The organism is Pseudomonas sp. GR 6-02, assembly GCF_001655615.1.
Taxonomy (GTDB): domain Bacteria; phylum Pseudomonadota; class Gammaproteobacteria; order Pseudomonadales; family Pseudomonadaceae; genus Aquipseudomonas.
Genome location: NZ_CP011567.1, coordinates 5295853 through 5319649 on the forward strand (window position 1 = coordinate 5295853; position 23797 = coordinate 5319649).

At 60.3% G+C, this 23797-nt stretch carries 22 protein-coding genes; 7 read left to right on the forward strand and 15 right to left on the reverse strand.

Features of this window, described 5'->3' with window-relative positions; genetic code table 11:
* Window positions 1-3: 3 nt before the first annotated feature.
* Entirely contained in the window at window positions 4-1320 is a 1317-nt protein-coding gene (locus PGR6_RS23355) for an MFS transporter (RefSeq protein ID WP_019581065.1), read from the forward strand.
* Between the two features lie 113 nt (window positions 1321-1433).
* Here PGR6_RS23355 and purT read toward each other — a convergent pair whose 3' ends face one another.
* The 5 genes from purT to PGR6_RS23380 all read right to left on the reverse strand — a co-directional run bounded on the left by purT (window position 1434) and on the right by PGR6_RS23380 (window position 4799).
* Window positions 1434-2615, reverse strand: coding sequence for a formate-dependent phosphoribosylglycinamide formyltransferase (gene purT / locus PGR6_RS23360; RefSeq protein ID WP_018927078.1), 1182 nt, complete (start codon window positions 2613-2615; stop codon window positions 1434-1436).
* Window positions 2616-2705: 90 nt separating this feature from the next.
* Complete coding sequence (locus tag PGR6_RS23365) at window positions 2706-3173, reverse strand: VUT family protein (protein WP_018927079.1); 468 nt, start codon at window positions 3171-3173, stop codon at window positions 2706-2708.
* A gap of 215 nt (window positions 3174-3388) precedes the next feature.
* Entirely contained in the window at window positions 3389-3610 is a 222-nt protein-coding gene (locus PGR6_RS23370) for a DUF1289 domain-containing protein (protein WP_018927080.1), read from the reverse strand.
* Window positions 3607-4131 carry a gamma carbonic anhydrase family protein gene (locus tag PGR6_RS23375; RefSeq protein WP_007936184.1) on the reverse strand — a complete coding sequence of 175 codons (525 nt, stop codon included), beginning with the start codon at window positions 4129-4131 and terminating at the stop codon, window positions 3607-3609. Before PGR6_RS23375 ends, PGR6_RS23370 begins: the two co-directional genes overlap by 4 nt.
* A gap of 68 nt (window positions 4132-4199) precedes the next feature.
* The gene (locus PGR6_RS23380) at window positions 4200-4799 is read right to left on the reverse strand and encodes a CoA pyrophosphatase (RefSeq protein WP_018927081.1); all 600 of its coding nucleotides are present in this window, start codon (window positions 4797-4799) and stop codon (window positions 4200-4202) included.
* 146 nt (window positions 4800-4945) lie between these two features.
* On the opposite strand from PGR6_RS23380, the gene PGR6_RS23385 reads away from it, so the two are divergent.
* Together PGR6_RS23385 and PGR6_RS23390 are read left to right on the forward strand one after the other, a co-directional pair.
* A complete protein-coding gene (locus PGR6_RS23385) occupies window positions 4946-5497 on the forward strand; it encodes an NUDIX hydrolase (protein WP_018927082.1) in 552 nt (183 codons plus the stop codon).
* Between the two features lie 66 nt (window positions 5498-5563).
* The gene (locus PGR6_RS23390; protein WP_064620154.1) at window positions 5564-6067 is read left to right on the forward strand and encodes a L,D-transpeptidase family protein; all 504 of its coding nucleotides are present in this window, start codon (window positions 5564-5566) and stop codon (window positions 6065-6067) included.
* Between the two features lie 183 nt (window positions 6068-6250).
* On the opposite strand, the gene PGR6_RS23395 is transcribed toward PGR6_RS23390, so the two are convergent.
* Together PGR6_RS23395 and purL are read right to left on the reverse strand one after the other, a co-directional pair.
* Window positions 6251-6562: a Nif3-like dinuclear metal center hexameric protein gene (locus PGR6_RS23395; RefSeq protein ID WP_018927084.1), complete on the reverse strand. Its 312-nt coding sequence runs from the start codon at window positions 6560-6562 to the stop codon at window positions 6251-6253.
* A 19-nt stretch (window positions 6563-6581) separates the two neighbouring features.
* Window positions 6582-10478: a phosphoribosylformylglycinamidine synthase gene (purL, locus tag PGR6_RS23400; RefSeq protein WP_018927085.1), complete on the reverse strand. Its 3897-nt coding sequence runs from the start codon at window positions 10476-10478 to the stop codon at window positions 6582-6584.
* A gap of 274 nt (window positions 10479-10752) precedes the next feature.
* On the opposite strand from purL, the gene mltF reads away from it, so the two are divergent.
* The gene (mltF, locus tag PGR6_RS23405) at window positions 10753-12213 is read left to right on the forward strand and encodes a membrane-bound lytic murein transglycosylase MltF (protein ID WP_018927086.1); all 1461 of its coding nucleotides are present in this window, start codon (window positions 10753-10755) and stop codon (window positions 12211-12213) included.
* 129 nt (window positions 12214-12342) lie between these two features.
* Here mltF and pdxJ read toward each other — a convergent pair whose 3' ends face one another.
* From pdxJ to lptF, 8 genes are all read right to left on the reverse strand, one after another.
* The gene (gene pdxJ, locus PGR6_RS23410) at window positions 12343-13089 is read right to left on the reverse strand and encodes a pyridoxine 5'-phosphate synthase (protein ID WP_064620157.1); all 747 of its coding nucleotides are present in this window, start codon (window positions 13087-13089) and stop codon (window positions 12343-12345) included.
* A 50-nt stretch (window positions 13090-13139) separates the two neighbouring features.
* Entirely contained in the window at window positions 13140-13829 is a 690-nt protein-coding gene (gene recO / locus PGR6_RS23415) for a DNA repair protein RecO (RefSeq protein WP_018927087.1), read from the reverse strand.
* A gap of 230 nt (window positions 13830-14059) precedes the next feature.
* Entirely contained in the window at window positions 14060-14962 is a 903-nt protein-coding gene (era, locus tag PGR6_RS23420) for a GTPase Era (RefSeq protein WP_018927088.1), read from the reverse strand.
* Window positions 14955-15644, reverse strand: a complete 690-nt coding sequence (gene rnc / locus PGR6_RS23425) for a ribonuclease III (protein ID WP_018927089.1) — start codon at window positions 15642-15644, stop codon at window positions 14955-14957. The genes era and rnc overlap by 8 nt, the downstream gene beginning before the upstream one ends.
* A 184-nt stretch (window positions 15645-15828) precedes the next feature.
* Window positions 15829-16683, reverse strand: coding sequence for a signal peptidase I (gene lepB, locus PGR6_RS23430; protein ID WP_018927091.1), 855 nt, complete (start codon window positions 16681-16683; stop codon window positions 15829-15831).
* Between the two features lie 5 nt (window positions 16684-16688).
* Window positions 16689-18488, reverse strand: a complete 1800-nt coding sequence (lepA, locus tag PGR6_RS23435; protein ID WP_018927092.1) for a translation elongation factor 4 — start codon at window positions 18486-18488, stop codon at window positions 16689-16691.
* Between the two features lie 237 nt (window positions 18489-18725).
* Entirely contained in the window at window positions 18726-19787 is a 1062-nt protein-coding gene (gene lptG, locus PGR6_RS23440) for an LPS export ABC transporter permease LptG (RefSeq protein WP_064620160.1), read from the reverse strand.
* Entirely contained in the window at window positions 19780-20898 is a 1119-nt protein-coding gene (gene lptF, locus PGR6_RS23445) for an LPS export ABC transporter permease LptF (RefSeq protein ID WP_064620163.1), read from the reverse strand. Before lptF ends, lptG begins: the two co-directional genes overlap by 8 nt.
* A 295-nt stretch (window positions 20899-21193) precedes the next feature.
* On the opposite strand from lptF, the gene PGR6_RS23450 reads away from it, so the two are divergent.
* From PGR6_RS23450 to PGR6_RS23460, 3 genes are read left to right on the forward strand one after another with little or no spacing between them, the layout of a single operon-like run.
* Window positions 21194-22684 carry a leucyl aminopeptidase gene (locus PGR6_RS23450; protein ID WP_018927095.1) on the forward strand — a complete coding sequence of 497 codons (1491 nt, stop codon included), beginning with the start codon at window positions 21194-21196 and terminating at the stop codon, window positions 22682-22684.
* A gap of 60 nt (window positions 22685-22744) precedes the next feature.
* A complete protein-coding gene (locus PGR6_RS23455) occupies window positions 22745-23173 on the forward strand; it encodes a DNA polymerase III subunit chi (protein WP_018927096.1) in 429 nt (142 codons plus the stop codon).
* A gap of 8 nt (window positions 23174-23181) precedes the next feature.
* Window positions 23182-23565, forward strand: a complete 384-nt coding sequence (locus PGR6_RS23460) for a hypothetical protein (RefSeq protein ID WP_018927097.1) — start codon at window positions 23182-23184, stop codon at window positions 23563-23565.
* Window positions 23566-23797 lie beyond the last annotated feature (232 nt).

Below are 23797 nucleotides of genomic sequence, written 5' to 3' on the forward strand. Positions count from 1 at the left end.
GACATGACGACCAGCACAACGTTCAGCGACACCGCGCCTGCCCAACCGACGAACTCCGCCACCCGCGTGGCTACCGCGAGTTTCATCGGCACGGCCATCGAGTTCTACGACTTCTACGTCTATGCCACCGCCGCAGCATTGGTGATCGGCCCGGTGTTCTTTCCACAAACCTCCGGCACCGCGCAGATGCTGTCGGCATTCCTCACCTTCGGCATCGCTTTCCTTGCGCGGCCGCTGGGTTCGGCGTTGTTCGGCCATTTTGGTGACCGCATCGGACGCAAATCGACACTGGTTGCGTCCTTGCTGCTGATGGGCGTGTGCACCACGCTGATCGGCGTACTGCCGGGTTACGACAGCATTGGCGCCTGGGCGCCGATCCTGCTTTGCGTGCTGCGCTTCGGCCAAGGCCTGGGACTGGGCGGCGAATGGGGCGGCGCCGCATTGCTGGCCACGGAGAACGCACCCAAAGGCAAGCGCGCCTGGTTCGGCATGTTTCCACAACTCGGCCCATCGATCGGGTTTCTGGCGGCCAACGGCCTGTTCCTGACCCTGGCCATGAGCCTGAACGACGAGCAGTTCCGTTCGTGGGGCTGGCGGATTCCGTTCCTGCTCAGTGCCGCGCTGGTGATGGTCGGCTTGTACGTACGCCTCAAGCTCCACGAAACCCCGGTGTTCGCCAACGCCGTGGCTCGCCAGGAGCGGGTGAAGATTCCGCTGGTCGAGCTGTTCAGCCAATACTGGGCACCGATGCTGCTGGGCGCCGGGTCGATGGTGGTGTGCTATGCACTGTTTTACATCTCGACAGTGTTTTCGCTGAGTTACGGTGTGTCGACGCTTGGCTACACCCGGGAAACCTTTCTCGCCCTGCTGTGTTTCGCGGTGCTGTTCATGGCGGCCGCAACACCGCTGTCGGCCTGGGCCAGCGACCGTTTCGGGCGTAAGCCGGTGCTGATCATCGGCGGCGTGCTGGCGATTCTGTCCGGATTCTTGATGGAACCGCTGCTGACCCATGGCTCGACCTGGGGCGTGGCGTTGTTCCTGTGCATAGAACTGTTTCTGATGGGCGTGACGTTTGCGCCGATGGGCGCGCTGCTGCCGGAGCTGTTTCCGACCCACGTGCGCTATACCGGCGCATCGGCGGCTTACAACCTGGGCGGTATTGTCGGTGCCTCGGCGGCACCGTTCTTTGCGCAGAAACTGGTGGCGATGGGTGGCTTGAGTTATGTCGGCGGGTATGTGTCGGGGGCGGCAGTACTAAGCTTAATCGCAGTGCTGTGCCTGAAGGAGACACGCAATAACGATTTGAATCGGGTTGCCTGAAGCCAAAAGCTTCGCGGGCAAGCCTCGCTCCTACGGGTCATTTGTCGAACGCACTTGCGTCTTGACGTGATCCCTGTAGGAGCGAGGCTTGCCCGCGAATGCCGCGCCTCGGTTTACAGCTCGACTACAACAGCCTGAGCAGCACGGGTCGCTTTTGCACGAGCAGCTTCGATAGACTCGTCGCGAGCCAACGCAACCCCCATCCGCCGCTGGCCATTGACTTCAGGCTTGCCGAACAGACGCAACGCAGTATCCGGCTCGCTCAACGCTGCACCCAGGTTGGCGAAAGCGGTCTGAGTCGACTGCCCTTCCACCAGAATCACCGCCGACGCCGATGGGCCGAACTGACGGATCAGTGGAATCGGCAGGCCCAGGATCGCCCGTGCGTGCAGTGCGAACTGCGACAGGTCCTGGGAAATCAGGGTCACCAGACCGGTGTCATGCGGGCGCGGCGAGACTTCGCTGAACCACACCTGATCACCCTTGATGAACAACTCGACGCCAAACAGGCCACGACCGCCCAAGGCTTCGGTGACCGCTTTGGCGACGCGCTCGGATTCGGCCAAAGCAACCGGGCTCATGGCTTGTGGCTGCCAGGATTCCTGGTAGTCGCCCTTCTCCTGACGGTGACCGACAGGCGCACAGAACGTAGTGCCGCCGACGTGACGCACAGTCAGCAGAGTGATTTCGTAGTCGAAGTCGATGAAGCCTTCGATGATCACGCGGCCTTTACCGGCGCGGCCGCCTTCTTGAGCGTAATCCCAGGCTTTCTGCACGTCATCGACGCTGCGCAGCAGGCTCTGGCCCTTGCCCGAGGAACTCATGACCGGTTTGACCACGCACGGGAAGCCCAGGTCTTCGACTGCCTTACGGTAGTCCTCGAAGGTGTCGGCGAAGTGGTACGGCGATGTCGGCAGGTCCAGCTCTTCAGCGGCCAGGCGACGGATGCCTTCGCGGTTCATGGTCAACTGTGCGGCGCGGGCAGTCGGGATCACGGTGAAGCCTTCGGACTCCAGCTCCACCAGGGTCGCGGTGGCGATGGCTTCGATTTCCGGCACGATGAAGTGCGGTTTCTCGGCTTCGATCACCGCACGCAGGGCGGCACCGTCGAGCATATTGATCACATGGCTGCGATGGGCGACTTGCATGGCCGGCGCATTGGCGTAGCGATCCACGGCAATCACTTCAACGCCCAGGCGTTGCAGCTCGATCACCACTTCCTTGCCCAACTCACCACAGCCACACATCAATACGCGGGTCGCGGTTGGCGACAATGGAGTTCCGATACGGGTCATCTCAGGTCCTCAAAGGAGCGGATCATCGAGGGAAGCGCGCTTCCCATGGGGAGAAAGCGCGGCATTTTACATGAACCTGAGGGTTTGGCTTCAGCTGACGACAGCCTGTTTGCGCAGGCGCCATGCCATGGCCAACCAGACCACGGTGACGCCCGCGAACTTCGAACCCAGCGCAGTGAAGATCACGCCCGGTGTGAGCGCATCGATCATGCCGAAGAAGATGAAGGTGTCCAGCGGGATGCTCAGGGCCGAACTTATCCACAGGCGATCGTGCAACGGGCGCTTGGTGAGGCTGAACACCAGCCAGTCGATGCACTCGGACACGGCGAACGCCGTGGCACTGGCGAGAGCAATTGAGGGATCGGAGGTAACGTAAGACAGCCCCAGCGCCACCAGCATCGCCGCGATCGCGCCATGGCCGAAGCGGGTTTGCACCATGTCGCGCAGCACGAACACCAGGCCACCCCAGGCCGACCAGATGATGTCCAGGTGCGGGGCGGTGGAAAAGGCGTAATTGATCAGCACGACGCTGCTGATGTAGGCGATCAGGAAGAGCATGGACGGGAGATACCTGTCAATTTTGTGCACAGGGTACTTCATCTTCAGCGCACAGATAACCTGTGGCGAGGGGGCTTTCCCCCGTTCGGCTGCGCAGCAGTCGTGAAATCAGCAAACGCCGTACGCCTGAAAGAATGAAGTCGCAGGTTTAGCGCCGCTTCGCAACGCAACGGGGGCAAGCCCCCTCGCCACAAAAGCCGCGCTACCACAAAAAATCAGGAATCGGATTTGGAAGGCAACATCCAGATCAGCCCACTCGACTTCGCCCGCTCATGACACAACCCCAGCACCTTGCGCCGCTCCTCGTTGTCCATCCGGCTCCAGCGGGTGATCTCTTCCACCGTGCGTTGACACCCGGTGCAAATGTCATCCTCATCCAGCGCACAAATGTTCACGCACGGCGACGGGACCGGTCGCTCACGTTCAGGTGTGCTCATTGTTCCTGCTCGACCAGATCGCGGGCATAACGCTGCGAGTTGTGCACATAGTGCGCGGCGCTGGCTTCGAGCATCTTCTTCTGCGGCTCGGTCAGTTCGCGTACCACCTTGCCCGGCGAGCCCATGACCAGCGAGCCGTCCGGAATTTCCTTGCCTTCACCGATCAGCGAGTTGGCGCCGATGATGCAGTTCTTGCCGATTTTCGCGCCGTTGAGGATCACTGCGTTGATGCCGATCAGACTGTAATCGCCCACCGTGCAGCCGTGGAGCATGGCATTGTGACCGATGGTCACGCCGGTGCCGATGGTCAGCGGATAGCCCATGTCGGTGTGCATCACGGTGCCGTCCTGCACGTTGCTGTTCTTGCCGATCAGGATCAATTCGTTGTCGCCACGCAACACGGCGTTGAACCAGACGTTGGCGCCCTCTTCCAGTTTGACCTTGCCCACCAGCACGGCATTGGGTGCGACCCAGCTCTGCGGGTGGGTCTCGACGCGGGCGTCGCCCAGGCGGTATTTCATCTTGTTGTCCTCACGACCAGGCTGGCTCACTAGCGAAAAGCAGGATTCACGCCATACGAGCGATGGCTTCAGGTGTTGATAAAACTCTTGGGCGGTTGATGCAGGCTGATTTTCGCGTCATAGAGCAGGTTGATCAACTCGACGATCATGATCGCCGTCAACCCCCAGATCTTGTACTCGCCATAACGATAGCTCGGCACGTACCAACTGTGGCCCTGATAGTCGATGCGGTGGGTGTGCTCGCGCGGGTCCTTGCGGAAGAATTCCAGAGGCACGCTGAACACTGCGGCGATCTCGGCATCGTTGGCCAGGTATTCGACGAAATCCGGAATCACGCCGACATAGGGCGTGACCTTGATGCCGTGCAGGGAGATCAGCGGGCTCAGTGGGCCGATCACTTCGACCAGCCCCGGCGGCAGGCCGATTTCTTCTTCGGCCTCGCGCAGAGCGGTAAAGATCAGATCAGGGTCTTCAGGGTCGCGTCGACCGCCGGGAAAAGCGACTTCACCGCCATGGGTCGAGAGCCCGCTGGCGCGAAGGGTCAGGACCAGTTCAGGTTCGTCACTGCGCGTGATGGGCACCAATACCGCGGCTTCGGGGAAACGTCGGTCGGTTTCCAGCGTACGCGGTGTGTGATTGCTTACCCGGTGCAGTAGCTCGTCCAGCATGAGTCTTCTCGATCTGTGCCTTACCCTGCATCATGCACCAATCGCACCGGCCGCCCAACCCCCGAAAAGCCTCATGTCGCGAAACGACAACTTGCCGACCGACACCGCTGCACGCCAAGATAGGCGCAGCATTCAGGAACCCAAGCATGAAATATTGCAGTCAATGCGGCAACCCGGTAACCCAGCGCATTCCCGAAGGCGATTCGCGCCTGCGTTTTGTCTGCGACAGCTGTCATACCATTCATTACCAGAACCCCAATATCGTCGCCGGTTGCGTGCCGACCTGGGGTTCGAAGGTATTGCTGTGCCGTCGCGCCATCGAGCCACGGCTCGGTTATTGGACCCTGCCCGCCGGTTTCATGGAAAACGGTGAGACCATCGAACAGGCCGCCATTCGCGAGACCGCCGAAGAAGCTTGCGCCCGGGTACGCAACCTGAGCATCTATACGCTGATCGATGTGCCGCACATCAGTCAGGTGCATGTGTTCTTTCGCGCCGAGCTTGTGGATCTGGATTTTCGCGCAGGCCCCGAGAGCCTGGAAGTGCAGCTGTTCGAAGAGGCCGATATTCCTTGGGGCGAACTGGCTTTCCGCACGGTGGGCCGTACATTAGAATGCTTCTTCGCTGACCGGCGGGCCGAGGTCTACCCCGTGCGGTCCGAATCGATCCCGCCACTCGCTCAGCCTGCCATCATCTAAGCACTTGTTAGTAAAAAACCATCTATAAATAAAATAGTCGCGACACCTCTTAGGGATATCGTTTCAATGCGCTGGTTGCTTGCCCTGTTTTGCTTATCGTTCGTCGCAGTCTCCCAGGCTTCCGTCGCGGCCGCCCCGGACGGCAAAGTCATCGAAAAAGTTCTGGTTCTCAAATCTGCCCATCAGTTGCAGTTGATCAACGACGGCAAGCCGTTCAAGACCTATCGCATTTCCCTGGGCAAACGCCCCATCGGCCCAAAACTGATGGAAGGTGATAAACGCACCCCCGAAGGCCTTTACTGGCTGGACTGGCGCAAGACCAGCGAACGTTTCAACCTGGCGATGCACATCTCCTACCCCAACATCAGCGACTCGGCCCGCGCCCGGCGCGAAGGCGTCGAGCCTGGCGGCATGATCATGATCCACGGTACCCCGGACACCGAAGACAATCCGGAAGACTTGTTCCACACGCTGGACTGGACCGATGGCTGCATCGCCATGCGCAACATGGACATGCGTGAAGTCTGGGGTCTGGTACCGGACGGCACGATGATCGAAATCCGCCCGTAACTTCCCCCCATAATGATCACTCCCACGCAGAGCGTGGGAATGATCAAGTGTGTTCTGGCTGCTACCTTCGGTCGGCTTCGAAAAAATAGATCAGAAGATCACGGATCAGGTCAGAGGTTAAATCCCGAGCAATAAAAAACCCGCTGAAGAATCAGCGGGTTTCTCATTGCAGCGGCCAGAGAATCAAAAATCCTCTAACCGCCATACCTCGTAAGCCGGCGTCTCATAGGGATGGCTCTCTTTCAGAGCCACCACCACCGCCCGGATCAACTCATCGCTGACCACAAGCTCAACCTTCCATTCCTCAACCTGCTCGACCTGCCCAGCCTCGCCAATGAACGGCTGACTGCCCTCCAGCGGACGAAACTGACCCAAGCCAAACACCTGCCACGCACAGTGATCATAAGCCCCGATCCGCCCGCCACCGGCGGCGAATACAGCGCTTTTGACCACTTCAACATGACTGGCCGGAACAAAAAAGCAGAGCTTGTACACGGCAATCAGCTCCCCGCTCTTAGTTCACCCAGACGCGAGCGTTACGGAACATACGCATCCAAGGTGCGTCTTCGTTCCAGTCTTCCGAACGCCACGAGTTCTGCACCGCGCGGAACACACGCTCCGGGTGCGGCATCATGATGGTCACGCGACCGTCGCGGCTGGTCAAACCGGTGATACCGCGCGGCGAGCCGTTCGGGTTGGCCGGGTATTTCTCGGTGACCTTGCCGTGGTTGTCGACGAAACGCATTGCCACGCAACCCGACAGATCGGCTTGCAGCAAGGCTTCTTCGCTGGCGAATTCGGCATGGCCTTCACCGTGGGCGATGGCGATCGGCATGCGCGAACCGGCCATGCCCTGCAGGAAGATCGAGTTCGACTCCTGGATCTGAACCATGGCCACGCGGGCTTCGAACTGCTCGGAACGGTTACGCACGAAGTGCGGCCAGAACTCGCTGCCCGGGATCAGTTCGTGCAGGTTGGACATCATCTGGCAACCGTTGCACACGCCGAGGGTGAAGCTGTCGGTACGTTCGAAGAAGCCCTGGAAGGCATCGCGAGCGCGACTGTTGAACAGCGCGGACTTGGCCCAGCCTTCGCCGGCCCCCAGTACGTCGCCGTAGGAGAAACCGCCGCAAGCGACCATGCCCTTGAAGTCGTTCAGGTCGACACGGCCAGCCAGGATGTCGCTCATGTGCACGTCGATCGCGTTGAAACCGGCACGGTCGAACGCGGCCGCCATTTCCACCTGACCGTTGACGCCCTGCTCACGCAGCACGGCAACCTGTGGGCGAATGCCTTTCTTGATGTAAGGCGCGGCGACGTCCTGGTTGACGTCATAGCTGAGCTTGACGCTCAGGCCCGGGTTGTCTTCTTCCAGCAGCACGTCGAACTCTTGTTCGGCGCAGTCGGCGTTATCACGCAGACGCTGGATCTGGTAGCTGGTTTCAGCCCACTGACGTTGCAGCAGACGACGCTGACCTTCGAATACGGTATCGCCGTTAAACGTGATGCTGATCTCGCCGTTGTTCATCGGCTGACCGATCACCGATACGCAGTCGCCCAGGCCAGCAGCGCTGAACTGCGCGAGGATATCCGCGGTGGCGTCCTGGCGAACCTGAATCACGGCGCCCAGTTCTTCGTTGAACAGGATCGCGGCGATATCGGCGGAAGTCTCTGCCAGACCGTCGAGGTTCAGGCTCAGGCCACAGTGGCCGGCAAACGCCATTTCCACCACGCTGGTCAGCAGACCACCGTCGGAACGGTCGTGGTAAGCCAGCAGGTGACCGTCGGCGTTGAGGCCCTGGATCACTGCGAAGAAGGCTTTCAGGTCTTCGGCGTCATCGACGTCCGGTGCCTGTTTGCCGAGCTTGCCGTGAACCTGAGCGAGGATCGAGGCACCCATGCGGTTCTGGCCGCGACCGAGGTCGATCAGGATCAGGTCGGTTGTGCCCTTGTCCATGCGCAGTTGCGGGGTCAGGGTCTGACGGATGTCAGCCACTGGCGCGAAACCGGTCACGATCAGCGACATCGGCGAAGTGACAGCCTTATCGACACCTTCGTCGTTCCAGCGAGTGGCCATGGACATGGAGTCCTTGCCCACCGGGATGGTGATGCCCAGCTCAGGGCACAGTTCCATGCCGACCGCTTTCACGGTGTCATACAGACGTGCGTCTTCACCTGGGTGACCGGCAGCGGACATCCAGTTCGCCGACAGTTTGATGTCGGAGATCTTGGCGATGCGCGAGGCGGCGATGTTGGTCAGGGTTTCGCCGATGGCCATGCGGCCCGACGCCGGAGCGTCCAGCAGGGCCAGCGGAGTGCGCTCGCCCATGGCCATGGCTTCACCGGTATAAACGTCGAAGCTGGTGGCGGTAACGGCAACGTCGGCCACCGGAACCTGCCACGGGCCGACCATCTGGTCACGGGCCACGAGGCCGGTGATGGTGCGGTCGCCGATGGTGATCAGGAAGCTTTTGCTGGCCACGGCCGGGTGATGCAGGACGCGCTCGACGCAGTTGGCGATGTCGAGGGTCGACGGATCGAAATCGTCGCCCAGCTCGTTTTCACGAACCACCGAACGGTGCATACGCGGGGCTTTGCCCAGCAGCACTTCGAGCGGCATATCCACCGGGCTGTTGCCGAAGTGGCTGTCGGTCACGGTCAGTTGCGGCTCGGCAGTGGCTTCGCCGACTACCGCGAATGGGCAACGCTCACGCTCGCAGATCGCCTTGAAGCGTTCGAAGTCCGCCGGGCCGACTGCCAGAACGTAGCGTTCCTGGGATTCGTTACTCCAGATTTCGTGCGGGGCCATGCCCGGCTCGTCGTTTGGAATGTTGCGCAGTTCGAAACGGCCACCACGGTCGCCATCGTTGACCAGTTCCGGGAAGGCGTTGGACAGACCGCCCGCGCCGACGTCGTGGATGAAGCTGATCGGGTTTTTGTCGCCCAGTTGCCAGCAACGGTCGATGACTTCCTGGCAACGACGCTCCATCTCGGGGTTTTCACGTTGTACGGAAGCGAAGTCCAGGTCTGCCGAGCTGGTGCCGGTGGCCATGGAGGAAGCCGCGCCGCCACCCAGACCGATCAGCATCGCCGGGCCGCCAAGCACGATCAGCTTGGAGCCAACGACGATTTCGCCTTTCTTGACGTGTTCTTCACGGATGTTGCCCATGCCGCCAGCCAGCATGATCGGCTTGTGGTAACCGCGAACTTCATCGCCATGGGGCGTGGTGATCGACTGTTCGAAGGTACGGAAGTAGCCGGTCAGCGCCGGACGGCCGAATTCGTTGTTGAATGCAGCGCCGCCCAACGGGCCTTCGATCATGATGTCCAGCGCGGTAACGATGCGCTCGGGCTTGCCGTATGGCACTTCCCACGGCTGTTCGAAGCCCGGGATCTGCAGGTTCGACACGGTGAAACCGGTCAGGCCAGCCTTTGGCTTCGCGCCACGACCGGTGGCGCCTTCGTCGCGAATCTCGCCGCCGCTACCGGTGGATGCGCCCGGGAACGGGGCAATCGCGGTCGGGTGGTTGTGCGTTTCGACTTTCATCAGAATGTGCACCGGTTCCTGCACCGCGCCGTACTGGCGGGTTTCAGGGTCCGGGAAGAAACGACCGGCCACGGAACCGACGATGACCGAGGCGTTGTCCTTATAAGCCGACAGAACACCTTCGCTGTGCATCTGGTAGGTGTTCTTGATCATGCCGAACAGGCTTTTTTCCTGGCTCTGACCGTCGATATCCCAACTGGCGTTGAAGATCTTGTGACGGCAGTGCTCGGAGTTCGCCTGGGCGAACATCATCAGTTCGATGTCGTGCGGGTTGCGCTTCAAACCAAGGAAGGCGTTGACCAGGTAGTCGATTTCGTCTTCGGCCAGGGCCAGGCCCAGCTCGGTGTTGGCTTTTTCCAGCGCGGCGCGGCCGCCACCCAGCACATCGATCGCGGTCAGGGGCTTGGGTTCGGCGTGGCTGAACAGGCCGGAGGCTTGTTCGAGGTTGCCCAGCACAATCTGGGTCATGCGGTCGTGCAGCGCGTCTGCGATCAGCTGCGCTTCGGCGTCGCTGAACTGGCCGGCGACGTAAAACGCAATGCCGCGTTCCAGGCGCTGGATCTTGGTCAGGCCGCAGTTGCGAGCGATATCGCTGGCTTTACTGGACCACGGCGAAATGGTGCCGAAACGCGGCAATACCAGGAACAGACGACCAGTGGGCTCTTGTACCGGAACGCTAGGGCCGTACTTCAGAAGGCGCGCGAGCACCTGCTGTTCGTCGCCGGTCAGGACGCCGGTAACTTCGGCGAAGTGAGCGAATTCAGCATACAAGCCGCTGACAGCTGGAACCTTCTGGCTCAGTTGCTCAAGGAGTTTGCTGTGGCGAAAGGCAGAAAGGGCAGGAGCGCCGCGCAGGATCAACATCTTCGGGACAGCCTCGGGAAGGGGTGTGCTTTGAGGCCGTGCATTCTAGCCTAAACCGCCCGCGACATCACCCGAAACGGTACACGCGGTTGCACCCGAACGTCGGGCCGGGTATTCGGGCCCTGAACAGGTGCGCGCCGGGGGTTATTTTTTCTGTCATAAAATGCTGTTCGGGCCCATTCCTGCGGGCTCCAAGCGGGTTTTTGAAGCCCTAGCAGACAAGCCCTTCTCTGTCGAGATATGGCGCTCGTGGTCCTTTGCGTATACTGCGCAGATGTTTTTCCCAACGGCTTTGCGTCCGCGGTACGCCAAATGGCTGATCGCAACCGGACTCTTCCTGATGCTCAGTGGCTGTGTTGATAAACCCAACACGCTGGAGCGCGTAAAGGAGGATGGCGTGCTGCGGGTGGTTACCCGGAACAGCCCCGCCACCTACTTTCAGGATCGCAATGGTGAAACCGGCTTCGAATACGAGCTGGTGAAGCGCTTCGCCGACGATCTGGGGGTCGAACTCAAGATCGAAACCGCCGACAATCTCGACGACCTGTTCAATCAGGTGGGCAAGCCAAATGGCCCGGTGCTGGCCGCTGCCGGCCTGGTCAGCAGCGAGGACCGCAAAAAGCAGGTGCGGTTTTCCCATTCCTACCTCGAAGTCACCCCGCAGATCATCTATCGCAATGGCCAGTCGCGGCCGACCGACGCAGGCGATCTGGTCGGCAAGAAGATCATCGTGCTCAAGGGCAGCACCCACGCCGAGCAATTGGCAGAGCTGAAAAAGAAATATCCCGGCATTGAATACGAAGAGTCCGACGCAGTTGAAGTCGTCGACCTGCTGCGTATGGTCGACGAAGGTCAGATCGACCTGACCCTGGTCGACTCCAACGAAGTGGCGATGAACCAGGTCTACTTCCCCAACGTGCGGGTCGCCTTCGACCTCGGTGATGCCAGCAACCAGAGCTGGGCCGTGGCCGCCGGCGATGACAACAGCCTGCTCAACGAAATCAACACCTACCTCGACAAAGTAAAGCAAAACGGCACCCTGCAACGCCTCAAAGACCGCTACTACGGGCATGTCGACGTACTCGGCTACATGGGCGCCACCACCTTCGCCCAGCACTTGCAGCAACGACTGCCCAAATACGAACAGCACTTCAAGGCGTCCGCCAAGAAAGAAAAAGTCGACTGGCGCCTGCTGGCGGCAATCGGTTATCAGGAATCGCTGTGGCAAGCGGCGGTCACGTCCAAGACCGGCGTGCGCGGATTGATGATGCTGACCCAGAACACGGCGCAAGCCATGGGCGTTTCCAATCGCCTAGACCCCAAGCAGAGCATCATGGGTGGCGCGAAATACTTGGTCTACATGAAGGATCAACTGGACGAGTCGATCCAGGAGCCGGATCGTACGTGGTTCGCGCTGGCCGCCTACAACGTGGGCAGCGGTCACCTGGATGACGCGCGAAAACTGGCGGCCAAGGAAGGGTTGAATCCGGACAAATGGCTGGACGTGAAGAAAATACTGCCCCGCCTTTCGCAGAAGCAGTGGTACAGCAAGACTCGTTATGGCTACGCCCGTGGCGGCGAACCGGTGCATTTCGTGGCGAACATCCGTCGCTACTACGACATCCTGACGTGGGTCACGCAGCCGCAGCTCGAAGGCACCCAGGTCGCCGAGGGCAACCTGCATGTGCCGGGGGTCGACAAGACCAAGCCGAGCCAGGAAACCCCACCGCTTTAAATTATTGTTGTCTCCGATGACGCCTTCGCGGGCAAGCACCGCCCCTACAGGTTTGCGTCGAACACACAATTGCGTATCGACACGAAACTGTAGGGGCGGTGCTTGCCCGCGAAGGCAGCACCGCCGATCTCAACCCTTTAGTGCAGCAGCCAGAATCAGCGCCTTCATCTCCGACACTGCCGACTTGAACCCGACGAACAACGCATGGGCCACCAGCGCATGGCCGATGTTCAGTTCGTTGATGCCCTTGATTGCCGCAACAGCCTCGACGTTGTGATAGTGCAAACCATGGCCGGCGTTGACGATCAGGCCTTGGGCCAGACCGAATGCCACGCCATCGGCCACACGCTTGAGCTCTTCAGCAACTTCGGTTGGCGTCTCGGCGTCCGCGTAACGCCCGGTGTGCAATTCAATGGCCGGCGCGCCGACACGACGGGACGCCTCAATCTGCCGCTCGTCAGCGTCGATGAACAGCGACACTTCGCAGCCAATCTTCGCCAGGCGATCCACCGCCGCCTTGATCCGCGCTTCCTGCCCCGCTACGTCCAGACCGCCTTCAGTGGTCAGTTCCTGACGGGTTTCCGGCACCAGGCAAACGTGCGCCGGGCGGACACGCTCGGCGAACGCCATCATTTCTTCGGTGACGCCCATTTCGAAATTCATGCGGGTTTGCAGCACGTCCTTGAGCAGCAGGACATCGCGCTCCTGAATGTGCCGGCGGTCTTCACGCAGATGCACGGTGATGCCGTCAGCGCCCGCCTCTTCCGCGTCCAGCGCTGCCTTGACCGGATCCGGGTAACGAGTACCCCGGGCCTGACGCAGGGTGGCAACGTGGTCGATGTTCACGCCAAGAAGAATGCGATTGCTGGTGGTCACGGAAGCGCTCCTGAAGAAGGGGGAAGTTCGGTGCACAGCATACGGGGAGACTACGGCTTTCGAAACAACTCACGACTAACCAATGGACGCCCACCCAAGTGAACGGCCAACGCCTGACGCATCAAGCGCTTGGCGGCGGACAGCGCACCGGGCGCGGACCAGTCGGCATCGGCCATGGCCAGCAGTTCGGTACCGTTGAACAGGCCTGGTTGCAACAAGTAAACCCGCTCAAGACCCGCATCCACCTGCAAGCGGTAGAGACCGTCCGGCGCAATGGGGTCGCCATGGATGTCGGTATTCAGCGCGAAGCCATAACCGAGATCATCGAGCAGTCGCCATTCGAAGGAGCGCAGTAATGGTTCCAGTGGTCGACCTTCGGCCAGGGCAAGCAAGGTCGCGGCGTAGTGATCGAAAACCGCGGGATGAGGATCTTCGGCGGGCAGCAAGCGGATCAGCAATTCGTTGAGGTAGAGACCACTGAACAGCGCTTCGCCATTGAGCCAGGTGGAAACGCCGGCGCTTTCCATGCGGCCGACATTCTTCAGTTCGCCCCGGCCACGGAACTCGACTTCCAGCGGCACGAACGGCCGCGCCAACGTCCCGGCCTTGCCCCGCGCACTGCGCAACACCGCCCGCAGCCGACCTTGCGGCGTGAGGAAATCCACCAGCGCACTGCTTTCGCGGTAGGCGCGGGAATGGAGCACGTAGGCGGGTTGGCCGATGGGCGGGCTGGATGACATCAGTTTCCGAATCTCTGGAGATCCACTGTGGCGAGGGAGCTTGTCGGAACGCCGCACCGTCCCGCTGGACTGCGAAGCGGCCCCAAAACCATGCACCTCAGTGTTTCAGGTAAAACCGCGATGCCAGGATTTACGACTGCTTCGCCCGGGCGCGGATCGGCCGAACGGGAGCAAGCTCCCTCGCCACAAAAGCTCGCTCCTACAATTGAATCGATGTGCTGCTGGACGATTTACAGGTCGCCGTAACCCAGCGAACGCAAGGCGCGCTCGTCGTCAGACCAGCCACCTTTCACCTTGACCCACAGATTGAGCATGATCTTGGAGTCGAACAGCAGCTCCATGTCCTTGCGCGCTTCGGTGCCGATGCGCTTGATGCGCTCGCCCTTGTCGCCAATGATGATTTTCTTCTGACCGTCACGTTCAACGAGGATCAAAGCGTGAATGTGCAGGGTTTTGCCCTGCTGCTTGAACTCTTCGATTTCCACGGTGATCTGGTACGGCAGCTCGGCGCCCATCTGACGCATGATTTTTTCGCGTACCAGTTCCGCCGCAAGGAAGCGGCTGCTGCGGTCGGTGATCTGATCTTCCGGGAAGAAGTGATCGTTTTCCGGCAGGTGCTCGGCGATCACTCGCTCCAGCGTGTCAAGGTTGTGCCCGTGCTGGGCCGAGATCGGCATGATCTGCGCGTTCGGCAGCTGTTCCTGCAACCAGGTCAGGTGCGGCATCAGCTCGGATTTGTCTTCGATGCGGTCGGTCTTGTTCAGCGCCACGATCAGCGGACCGGTCACGTACTGAACGCGCTCGAGGACCATCTGGTCTTCGTCGGTCCACTTGGTACGGTCAACCACGAAGATCACCACGTCGACGTCTTTCAACGCCGCCGAAGCGGTCTTGTTCATGTAACGGTTCAGGGCCTTTTCGCCGCCCTTGTGCATACCCGGGGTGTCGACGTAGATCGCCTGAACGTCGCCTTCGGTCTTGATGCCCAGCATGTTGTGGCGGGTGGTCTGCGGCTTGCGTGAGGTGATCGCCAGTTTCTGACCCAGAATGTGGTTCAGCAGCGTGGACTTGCCCACGTTGGGACGGCCGACGATGGCAACATAGCCACAGCGAGTTGCGGTTGAATCAGTCATTGCCATTCTCCACACCCAGGGCAATCAGTGCTGCGGCGGCCGCTACCTGTTCGGCAATACGACGACTCACACCCTGACCTCGGCTTTTTTCATTCAGTAAGATGATTTCACATTCGACGAAGAACGTCCGGCAATGCGGCTCACCCTGGATATCCACCACTTCGTAACGCGGCAGCTCACAACCACGGGACTGCAGGAATTCCTGCAGGCGGGTTTTCGGATCTTTGTTGGTGTCGACCAGCGTCAGGCCTTCGAACTCTCCGGCCAGCCAGGCCAGCACGCGTTCGCGCGCCACCTCCATGCCGGCGTCCAGATAGATCGCACCGATCAGCGCTTCGAGGGCATCGGCCAGAATCGACTCGCGACGGAAACCGCCGCTTTTCAATTCGCCGGAGCCCAGGCGCAGGTATTCACCCAGGTCGAAACCACGAGCCAGTACGGCCAGGGTCTCACCTTTCACCAGGCGTGCGCGCAAACGCGACAACTGGCCTTCACGGGCCAGCGGGAAGCGATCGAACAGCGCCTCGCCGGCGACGAAATTGAGGATGGCATCGCCGAGGAATTCCAGGCGTTCGTTGTTGCGCCCGGCAAAACTGCGGTGAGTCAGGGCCAGGACCATCAGTTCCTGATCCTTGAAGGTGTAACCGAGCTGACGCTCGAGACGGCTTAAGGAGACGCTCACGGTTTACCCACGCTGAGTTCGTGGTTGGATTCCACCGCCAGGGCCTTGATGCGGCGCAGGCTTGGGACAATTAACGCTGTGTTCAAAAATAACGTCCTGAATATCGTTGTTTTCATGCTCCTGTCGCCGATTGTGCCGACTCCAGAAATGCATTCGGCGCTGTGTTCAACAGCGCCGTGTGTGATTACTTGATCAGACCAACCCGCGAGAAATTCGGCAGGTGACCGAGTTTGGGTTCCGGCCAGCTCATCCAGACTGCGAAGGCCTTGCCGACGATATTCTTGTCGGGAACCATGCCCAGCAGATCCTTGGGAATGCTCGGATCATCCCAGTAGCGACTGTCGTTCGAGTTGTCGCGGTTGTCGCCCATCATGAAGTAGTGCCCGGCCGGCACGGTCCACGAATGGTCCGGCGTTGCGCGGTAGCGGCTCATTTCCTTGCGGATCAGGTGCTCGGCGGCGCCAAGTTTTTCCTTGTAGAGCTCAGCGCTACCCAACGTGCCCGGCTCGGAGCCGACCAGTTGTTCGGCAATCGACTCACCATTGACGAACAGGCGCTTGTCGGCGGTGTAGCGAATCTGATCGCCCGGCAGGCCCACTACACGCTTGATGTAGTTGACGTTCGGGTCGCTCGGGTAGCGGAACACCATCACATCGCCGCGCTGCGGATCACCGACTTCGATGACTTTCTTGTCGATCACCGGCAAGCGGATCCCGTAAGAAAACTTGTTCACCAGAATGAAGTCACCGACATCCAGGGTTGGCTTCATCGAGCCGGAAGGAATCTGGAACGGTTCCACCAGGAACGAACGCAGCACCAGCACGATGAACAACACCGGGAAGAACGACTTGCCGTATTCGACCAGCAGCGGCTCTTTGTTCAGTTTCTCGATCACTACCATGTCAGCCTGGCTGACGCTCCCCTGATAGGAGTTGATGGCAGCCCGGCGCCGTGGCGCCAGGAACAGCAGATCGAGCAACGCCAACAGGCCGCAGACGAACACGGCGATGACCAGCAACAGCGGGAAATTTAGTGACATAGGACCTAACTATCCAACCTGAGCACGGCAAGGAAGGCTTCTTGTGGAATTTCCACGTTACCGACCTGCTTCATGCGTTTTTTACCGGCCTTTTGCTTTTCCAGCAGCTTTTTCTTACGGCTGACGTCACCACCGTAGCATTTGGCCAATACGTTCTTTCTGAGTGCCTTGACGGTTGTACGCGCCACAATCTGACCGCCAATGGCGGCCTGGATTGCCACGTCGAACATCTGCCGCGGAATCAGGTCTTTCATCTTCTCGGTCAACTGGCGACCTTTGTAGTGCGAGTTGTCACGGTGCACGATCAGCGCCAGAGCGTCGACCTTGTCGCCGTTGATCAGCACGTCCAGTTTCACCAGGCTGGCCGATTGGTAACGATCGAAATGGTAGTCCAGAGAAGCATAGCCGCGACTGGTGGATTTCAAACGATCAAAGAAGTCCAGCACCACTTCGTTCATCGGCAGGTCGTAGGTCACTTGTACCTGGGAGCCGAGGAACAGCATATCGACCTGTACGCCACGTTTTTCGATACACAGGGTAATGACGTTACCCAAGTGCTCTTGCGGCACAAGAATATTGGCGCGCACGATTGGCTCGCGCATGTCTTCGATGGCAGACAGGTCTGGCAGCTTGGACGGGTTATCGACGTAGATCGTCTCGCCGGTCTTGAGCAGCAGCTCGAAGATTACCGTCGGCGCCGTGGTAATCAGGTCCAGGTTGTATTCGCGCTCCAGGCGCTCCTGGATGATTTCCATGTGCAGCATGCCGAGGAAGCCGCAACGGAAGCCGAAACCCAGTGCGTCTGAGCTTTCCGGTGTGTATTGCAGCGACGAATCGTTGAGGGTGAGCTTTTGCAGCGCCTCGCGGAAGTCTTCGAAGTCGTCGGAGCTGACCGGGAACAGGCCGGCGTACACCTGCGGCTGAATGCGTTTGAAGCCTGGCAGCACATCGACGTCCGGCGTCGAGCTCAAGGTCAGGGTATCGCCCACTGGCGCACCGTGAATGTCCTTGATGCTGGCGATGATGAAGCCTACTTCACCGGCCTTCAGGTCGACGGTAGGGGTGTGCTTCGGGTTGAATACACCGACGCTGTCCACCAGGTGGATCTTGCCGGTGGACTTGACCAGAATCTTGTCGCCCTTCTTCACCCGACCGTGGCGCACACGAACCAGGGAAACAACGCCAAGGTAGTTGTCGAACCAGGAGTCGATGATCAACGCTTGCAACGGATCTTCGATGTTGCCGGTCGGCGCGGGAATGGTGTGAACCAGACGCTCGAGCACTTCATCGACGCCCAGGCCGGTCTTGGCACTGCACTCGACCGCGTCGGTGGCATCGATGCCGATGATTTTTTCGATTTCTTCCTTGACGCGCTCCGGATCGGCCTGTGGCAGGTCGATCTTGTTCAGCACCGGCATGACTTCCAGGCCCTGCTCGATCGCCGTGTAGCAGTTGGCAACCGACTGCGCCTCGACGCCCTGACCGGCATCGACCACCAGCAACGCCCCTTCACAAGCCGCCAGCGACCGGCTGACTTCATAGGTGAAGTCGACGTGGCCCGGGGTATCAATGAAGTTCAGCTGGTAGTTAATGCCATCGCGGGCTTTGTAATACAGGGTGACGCTGTGGGCCTTGATGGTGATCCCGCGTTCACGTTCCAGGTCCATGGAATCCAGCACCTGGGCTTCCATTTCGCGCTCGGCAAGGCCGCCGCACATCTGGATGAAGCGATCGGCCAGCGTCGACTTGCCATGGTCAATGTGGGCGATGATGGAGAAATTGCGGATATGACTCAAATCACTCACGGATCAACACTCAAAAAGGCTGCAGGCATAGCCCGCCGAAAAATAGCCGGGAATTGTACCTGATCCACGGCGCAAGCGTCACGTTTGCAGGTCAGACGGCGCCTACAAAAACGCCCCGGTCTTGCGACAGGGGCGTTTTTGGCGACTTTTGTAGGAGCCGGCTTGCTGGCGATGGGGACGCCGCGGTGGGTCTGGATGACCGCAGCGATGCCATCGCCAGCAAGCCGGCTCCTACAATCAACCGGCCCGGCGCAGCAACCAGACCCCGGCCAGGGCGCAGACACCGGCCGGCACCAGCACCGCAAACAGCGGCGAGAAGCCGAACACCAGGCTCGAAGGCCCGAGCAAATCCTGGACGATACGGAAAGTGAAGCCCACCAGTACGCCAGTGAAGACCCGCTGACCAAGGGTCACCGACCGCAGCGGACCGAAGATGAAGGAAATCGCCATCAACACCAATGCAGCGGTCACCAGCGGCTGCAACACCTTTACCCAAAACGCCAGCCAGTAACGACCGTTGCTCAGGCCCTGGTCAGCCAGGTAGTGGATGTAATTCCACAGACCGCTAATCGACAACGACTCGGGCGCCATCACCACGGTACTCAGCAGTTGCGGGCTCAGGGCTATTTCCCAGCGCTCCACAGGGGCAGTCACCACTTCGGTACTTTTGTCATGGAACAGCGTGGTCGTGACATCTGTCAGTTGCCAGTGATCGGTATCGAATTCCGCACGTTTGGCGAAGCTCGAAGACAGCATGTGGCGTTGATCGTCAAAACGATAACGGGTCACGCCGTACAGCAGACCGTTGGGTTGCACGGAGTTGACGTGAATGAACTCATCACCCTGACGGTGCCACAAACCGTGCTTGGCGCTTTGCGCATCGCCACTGCCCTGGGCCAGCGAGCGGTTGGCTTGAGCGGTGATTTCCGTGGCCGGCGCGACGTACTCGCCAATTACCAGCCCTACCACCATCAGGATCAGCATCGGCTTCATCACGGCCCAGACGATCCGACCGATGGACACACCGGCGGCACGCATGATGGTCAGCTCGCTGTGACTGGCCAGACTGCCGAGGCCAATCAGGCAACCGATCAACGCCGCCATCGGCAACATGTCGTACAGGCGGCGCGGCGCGGTCAGCAACACGTAACTCAGTACATCCATCAACGTGTAGGTATCGCTGACGTCGCTCATCTCATCGATGAAGGCGAACAGCGTTGCCAAGCCCAGAATGATCCCAAGCACCGCCAGGATCGCGATGAACACGCTGCTACCGATGTAGCGATCGAGCTTATCCACGGGCCACCTCCAGCGCGCTGCGGCGACTCGCCATCTTCAAGCTCAGCGACTCCCAATACAGCAAGCCAAGACCGATGGCCAGGAAGATTGCATGCACCCACCACAAGCCCAACACCGGCGGGATCTTGCCCTTTTCAAGTGCGCCGCGAGCGGCAATCAGGATGGTCAGGTAAGCCATATAAAGAAGAATCGCCGGCAGCAGCTTGAGGAAACGGCCCTGGCGCGGGTTGACCCGCGACAGCGGCACCGCCATCAGGGTCACGATGAAGACCAGCAACGGCAGGGACAGGCGCCATTGCAGTTCGGTACGCGAGCGGATGTCGTCGCTGCTCAGCAAGGAACTGGTGGTCATCGCATCGCGGTCGGTCACTTCGTCGCTGACGTCCGGCTTGGCCAGCAATACGCCGTACTCGTCGTACTTGATGGCGCGGTAGTCGGCCTGACCCGGATTACCGTCGTAGCGGTAGCCGTTGTCGAGGATCAGGTAACGGTTGCCATCGGGCCTGATTTCCTGATGGCCCTTCTCGGCTACCAGTACGGAAATCCCCCGATCCTTGTTGTCGGAACTGACATTCTTTTGCGAAATGAACACGCCGCCCAGATTGATGCGGTCATCCGACAGTTGCTCGGTGTAGGTCACCCGAGTGCCGTCGCGCAAGGCCTGGAAGCGACCCGGCTCGAGGGTGTCGAACTCGGTCAGTGCATCCTGCTTGTTCAACAGTAGCTGGAACTGGTTGGCACCTTGCGGTGCCAGGCTCAGGCTCAGCCACGCCACGATCAGGGCAACCAGGGTGGCCGGAAAAAGAGTCATGGCGAACAGACGCTGCTGGCTCATGCCAGTAGCAGACAACACGGTCATTTCGCTTTCGAGGTACAGACGACCGTAGGCCAGCAAGATCCCGAGAAACAGCCCCAAAGGCAGAATCAGCTGCAGGAAGCCCGGCAGGCGATAGCCCATGATCAGGAACAGCGAACCTGGATCCAGGAGCCCAGAGGCCGCCTGGGCGAGGTATTTGATGAAGCGTCCGCTCATGATGATGACCAGCAGCACGGCGCTGACGGCGCTCAAGGTCAACAGGACTTCGCGGGATAGATAACGGAAGACAATCAAACCAGACACTCCAGGGTTGTCAGGCTAAGCGGCCAAACAAACAAACGTATCAGCCGGCCCGCAGGGCAGGGCCGCCGAAAAAGATGGCGCATTATCCTGTGATTGAGTGCGCCTGTCACTGCGCATGCTCAAGCAAGCACCTGAACCGCTGAAGTTCGCATATCCGAGGGTTGTCAGGCGCAGGCAGCGAGGTTCAAACTGCGGCCTTTGTCGCTGGCAACACACCGGCGCCTTTCTACTTATAGGCAAGCCTCTGCGCGTCGCGCAGTTTGACCATTAATTCAGGGACCCGGACATGGAACTGGTTGTAAAAAGCGTTAGCCCGGAAACGTTGAAGACCGCCACGTTGGTAGTCTCCGTCCGCGAAGGCCGCAAGCTCGGCACCGTTGCCAAACAACTCGACGAACTGAGCGGCGGCGCTATCAGCGCAGTGCTCAAGCGCGGCGACCTGGCCGGCAAAGTCGGCCAAAGCCTGTTGCTGCACAGCCTGCCCAACCTCAAGGCCGAACGCGTGCTGCTGGTGGGCGTGGGCAAGGATGAAGAACTGGGCGATCGCCCGTTCCGCAAAATCATCGCCGGCATCCTCAATACCCTGAAAGGCCTGGGCGGCAGCGATGCAGTGCTGGCCCTGGACGAAGTGGTGGTCAAGGGCCGTGACAGCTATGGCAAGACCCGCCTGCTGGCCGAAACACTGGTGGACGGCGAGTACATCTTCGAACAGTTCAAGAGCCAGAAAGCCGACCCGCGCTCCCTGAAGAAAGTCACTCTGGTGACCATCAAGGCAGCACAGGCTGAAGTCGAACGCGCCGTGGCCCACGCCACCGCGATCGCCAACGGCATGGCCTTCACCCGTGACCTGGGCAACCTGCCGCCGAACATCTGCCACCCGACGTTCCTTGGTGAACAAGCCAAGAACCTGGGCAAAGAGTTCAAAAGCCTGAAGGTCGAAGTCCTCGATGAGAAGAAGATCAAGGACCTGGGCATGGGTTCGTTCTACGCCGTTGGCCAGGGCAGCGCCCAGCCACCGCGCCTGATCGTCATGCAATACAACGGCGGCAAGAAATCCGAGAAGCCGTACGCCCTCGTCGGCAAAGGCATCACCTTCGACACCGGCGGCATCAGCCTCAAGCCAGGCGCCGGCATGGATGAGATGAAGTACGACATGGGCGGCGCCGCCAGCGTGTTCGGCACCCTGCGTGCCGTGCTTGAGCTGAAACTGCCGATCAACCTGGTGTGCATCCTGGCCTGCGCCGAGAACATGCCGAGCGGCAACGCTTCGCGTCCGGGCGACATCGTCACCACCATGAGCGGCCAGACAGTTGAAATCCTCAATACCGACGCCGAAGGCCGTCTGGTGCTGTGCGATGCCCTGACCTACTCCGAACGCTTCAAGCCGCAAGCGGTGATCGACATCGCCACCCTGACCGGTGCTTGTGTCGTTGCACTGGGCGCCCACACCTCGGGCCTGCTGGGCAACAACGACGAACTGATCGGCCAGCTGCTGAGCGCCGGCCAAGCCGCCGACGACCGCGCCTGGCAACTGCCGCTGTTCGATGAGTATCAAGAGCAGCTGGACAGCCCGTTCGCCGACATCGCCAACATCGGCGGCCCGAAAGCCGGCACCATCACCGCCGCCTGCTTCCTGTCGCGCTTCACCAAGAACCTGAACTGGGCACACCTGGACATCGCCGGCACAGCCTGGACCAGCGGCGGCAAGGACAAGGGCGCCACTGGCCGTCCGGTTCCCCTGCTGACCCAATACCTGCTGGACCGCGCCAAAGCCTGAAACCGATGACTTGCAGCGGCGTCACTCTCGGGTGACGCCGCTTGCAACTCAGGAACCGCAATGACCAAAGTCGACTTCTATATCCTGCCCAGCGCCGATCCTTCGGCGCGGCTGGATTTCGCCTGCAAGCTCACCGAAAAAGCCTGGCGCATGGGCCACCGCATTTACCTGCATTGCAGCGATGCCGCCCAGCGTGATGCGCTCGATGCGCGGTTGTGGGCGTTCAAGGGCGAAAGCTTCGTGCCCCACGGTCCTGCCGAAAGCGAGCCGGACGGTTTGATTGTGTTGGGTCTTGGCGATGACTGCGGTCAGCATCAGGATCTGCTGGTCAATCTCGACCTGAAAGTCCCGGCCTTTGCCAGACAATTCGCCCGCGTGGCGGAAGTGGTGGTGGAAGACCCGGCGATTCGTGCGGCTGCGCGGGAGAGTTTTCGTTTCTACCGCGAACAGGGCTATCCTCTGCAAGATCACCGTTTACAGCGACTCTGAGCATTCCGATGGACACTCCAAAACCACCGCAAAAGTCCGTGCACCTGCTGGAAGACCTTGAGTCGATCCGCCAACTGCTCGGCGATGACAACCTGCAACCGCCGTTGCTGACCGACGCAGTCATTGAAGGCGACCAGGAACAGATTCCCATGCTGTTCGACACCGTCGGCCATGCGCCCCAGGTCGAACCGCCACCACCCGCCCCGGCCGCCCAGCCGGCTCCTGCCGCCAACAAGGGCCCCGATGCCCTGTTGCACCTGGATAGCGAGCTGCGCGCCGCCGCGCAATTGATCATGCAAGACGTGATCGACGACTTCGCCCCGCACATCGAAACCGAAATCAAACGCCGCCTTGATGCACGGATGGAACGGTTGCTTAGCCAGTACGAGTAACCCTGAGCCGAGCGGGCTTCTGTGGCGAGGGAGCTTGCTCCCGCTCGGCTGCGAAGCAGCCGCAAAACCCGAACACTCGGTGTACCTGATACACCTGACTTGATGGTCCGGGGCCGCTTCGCGCCCCAACGGGAGCAAGCTCCCTCGCCACGGGTCCCTTTCACAATTTGATCTGCGCCCTGTCCGCCCCTGCTCGCCCTACGCCCCGTGCCCCGCTATACTTCCCGGCTTT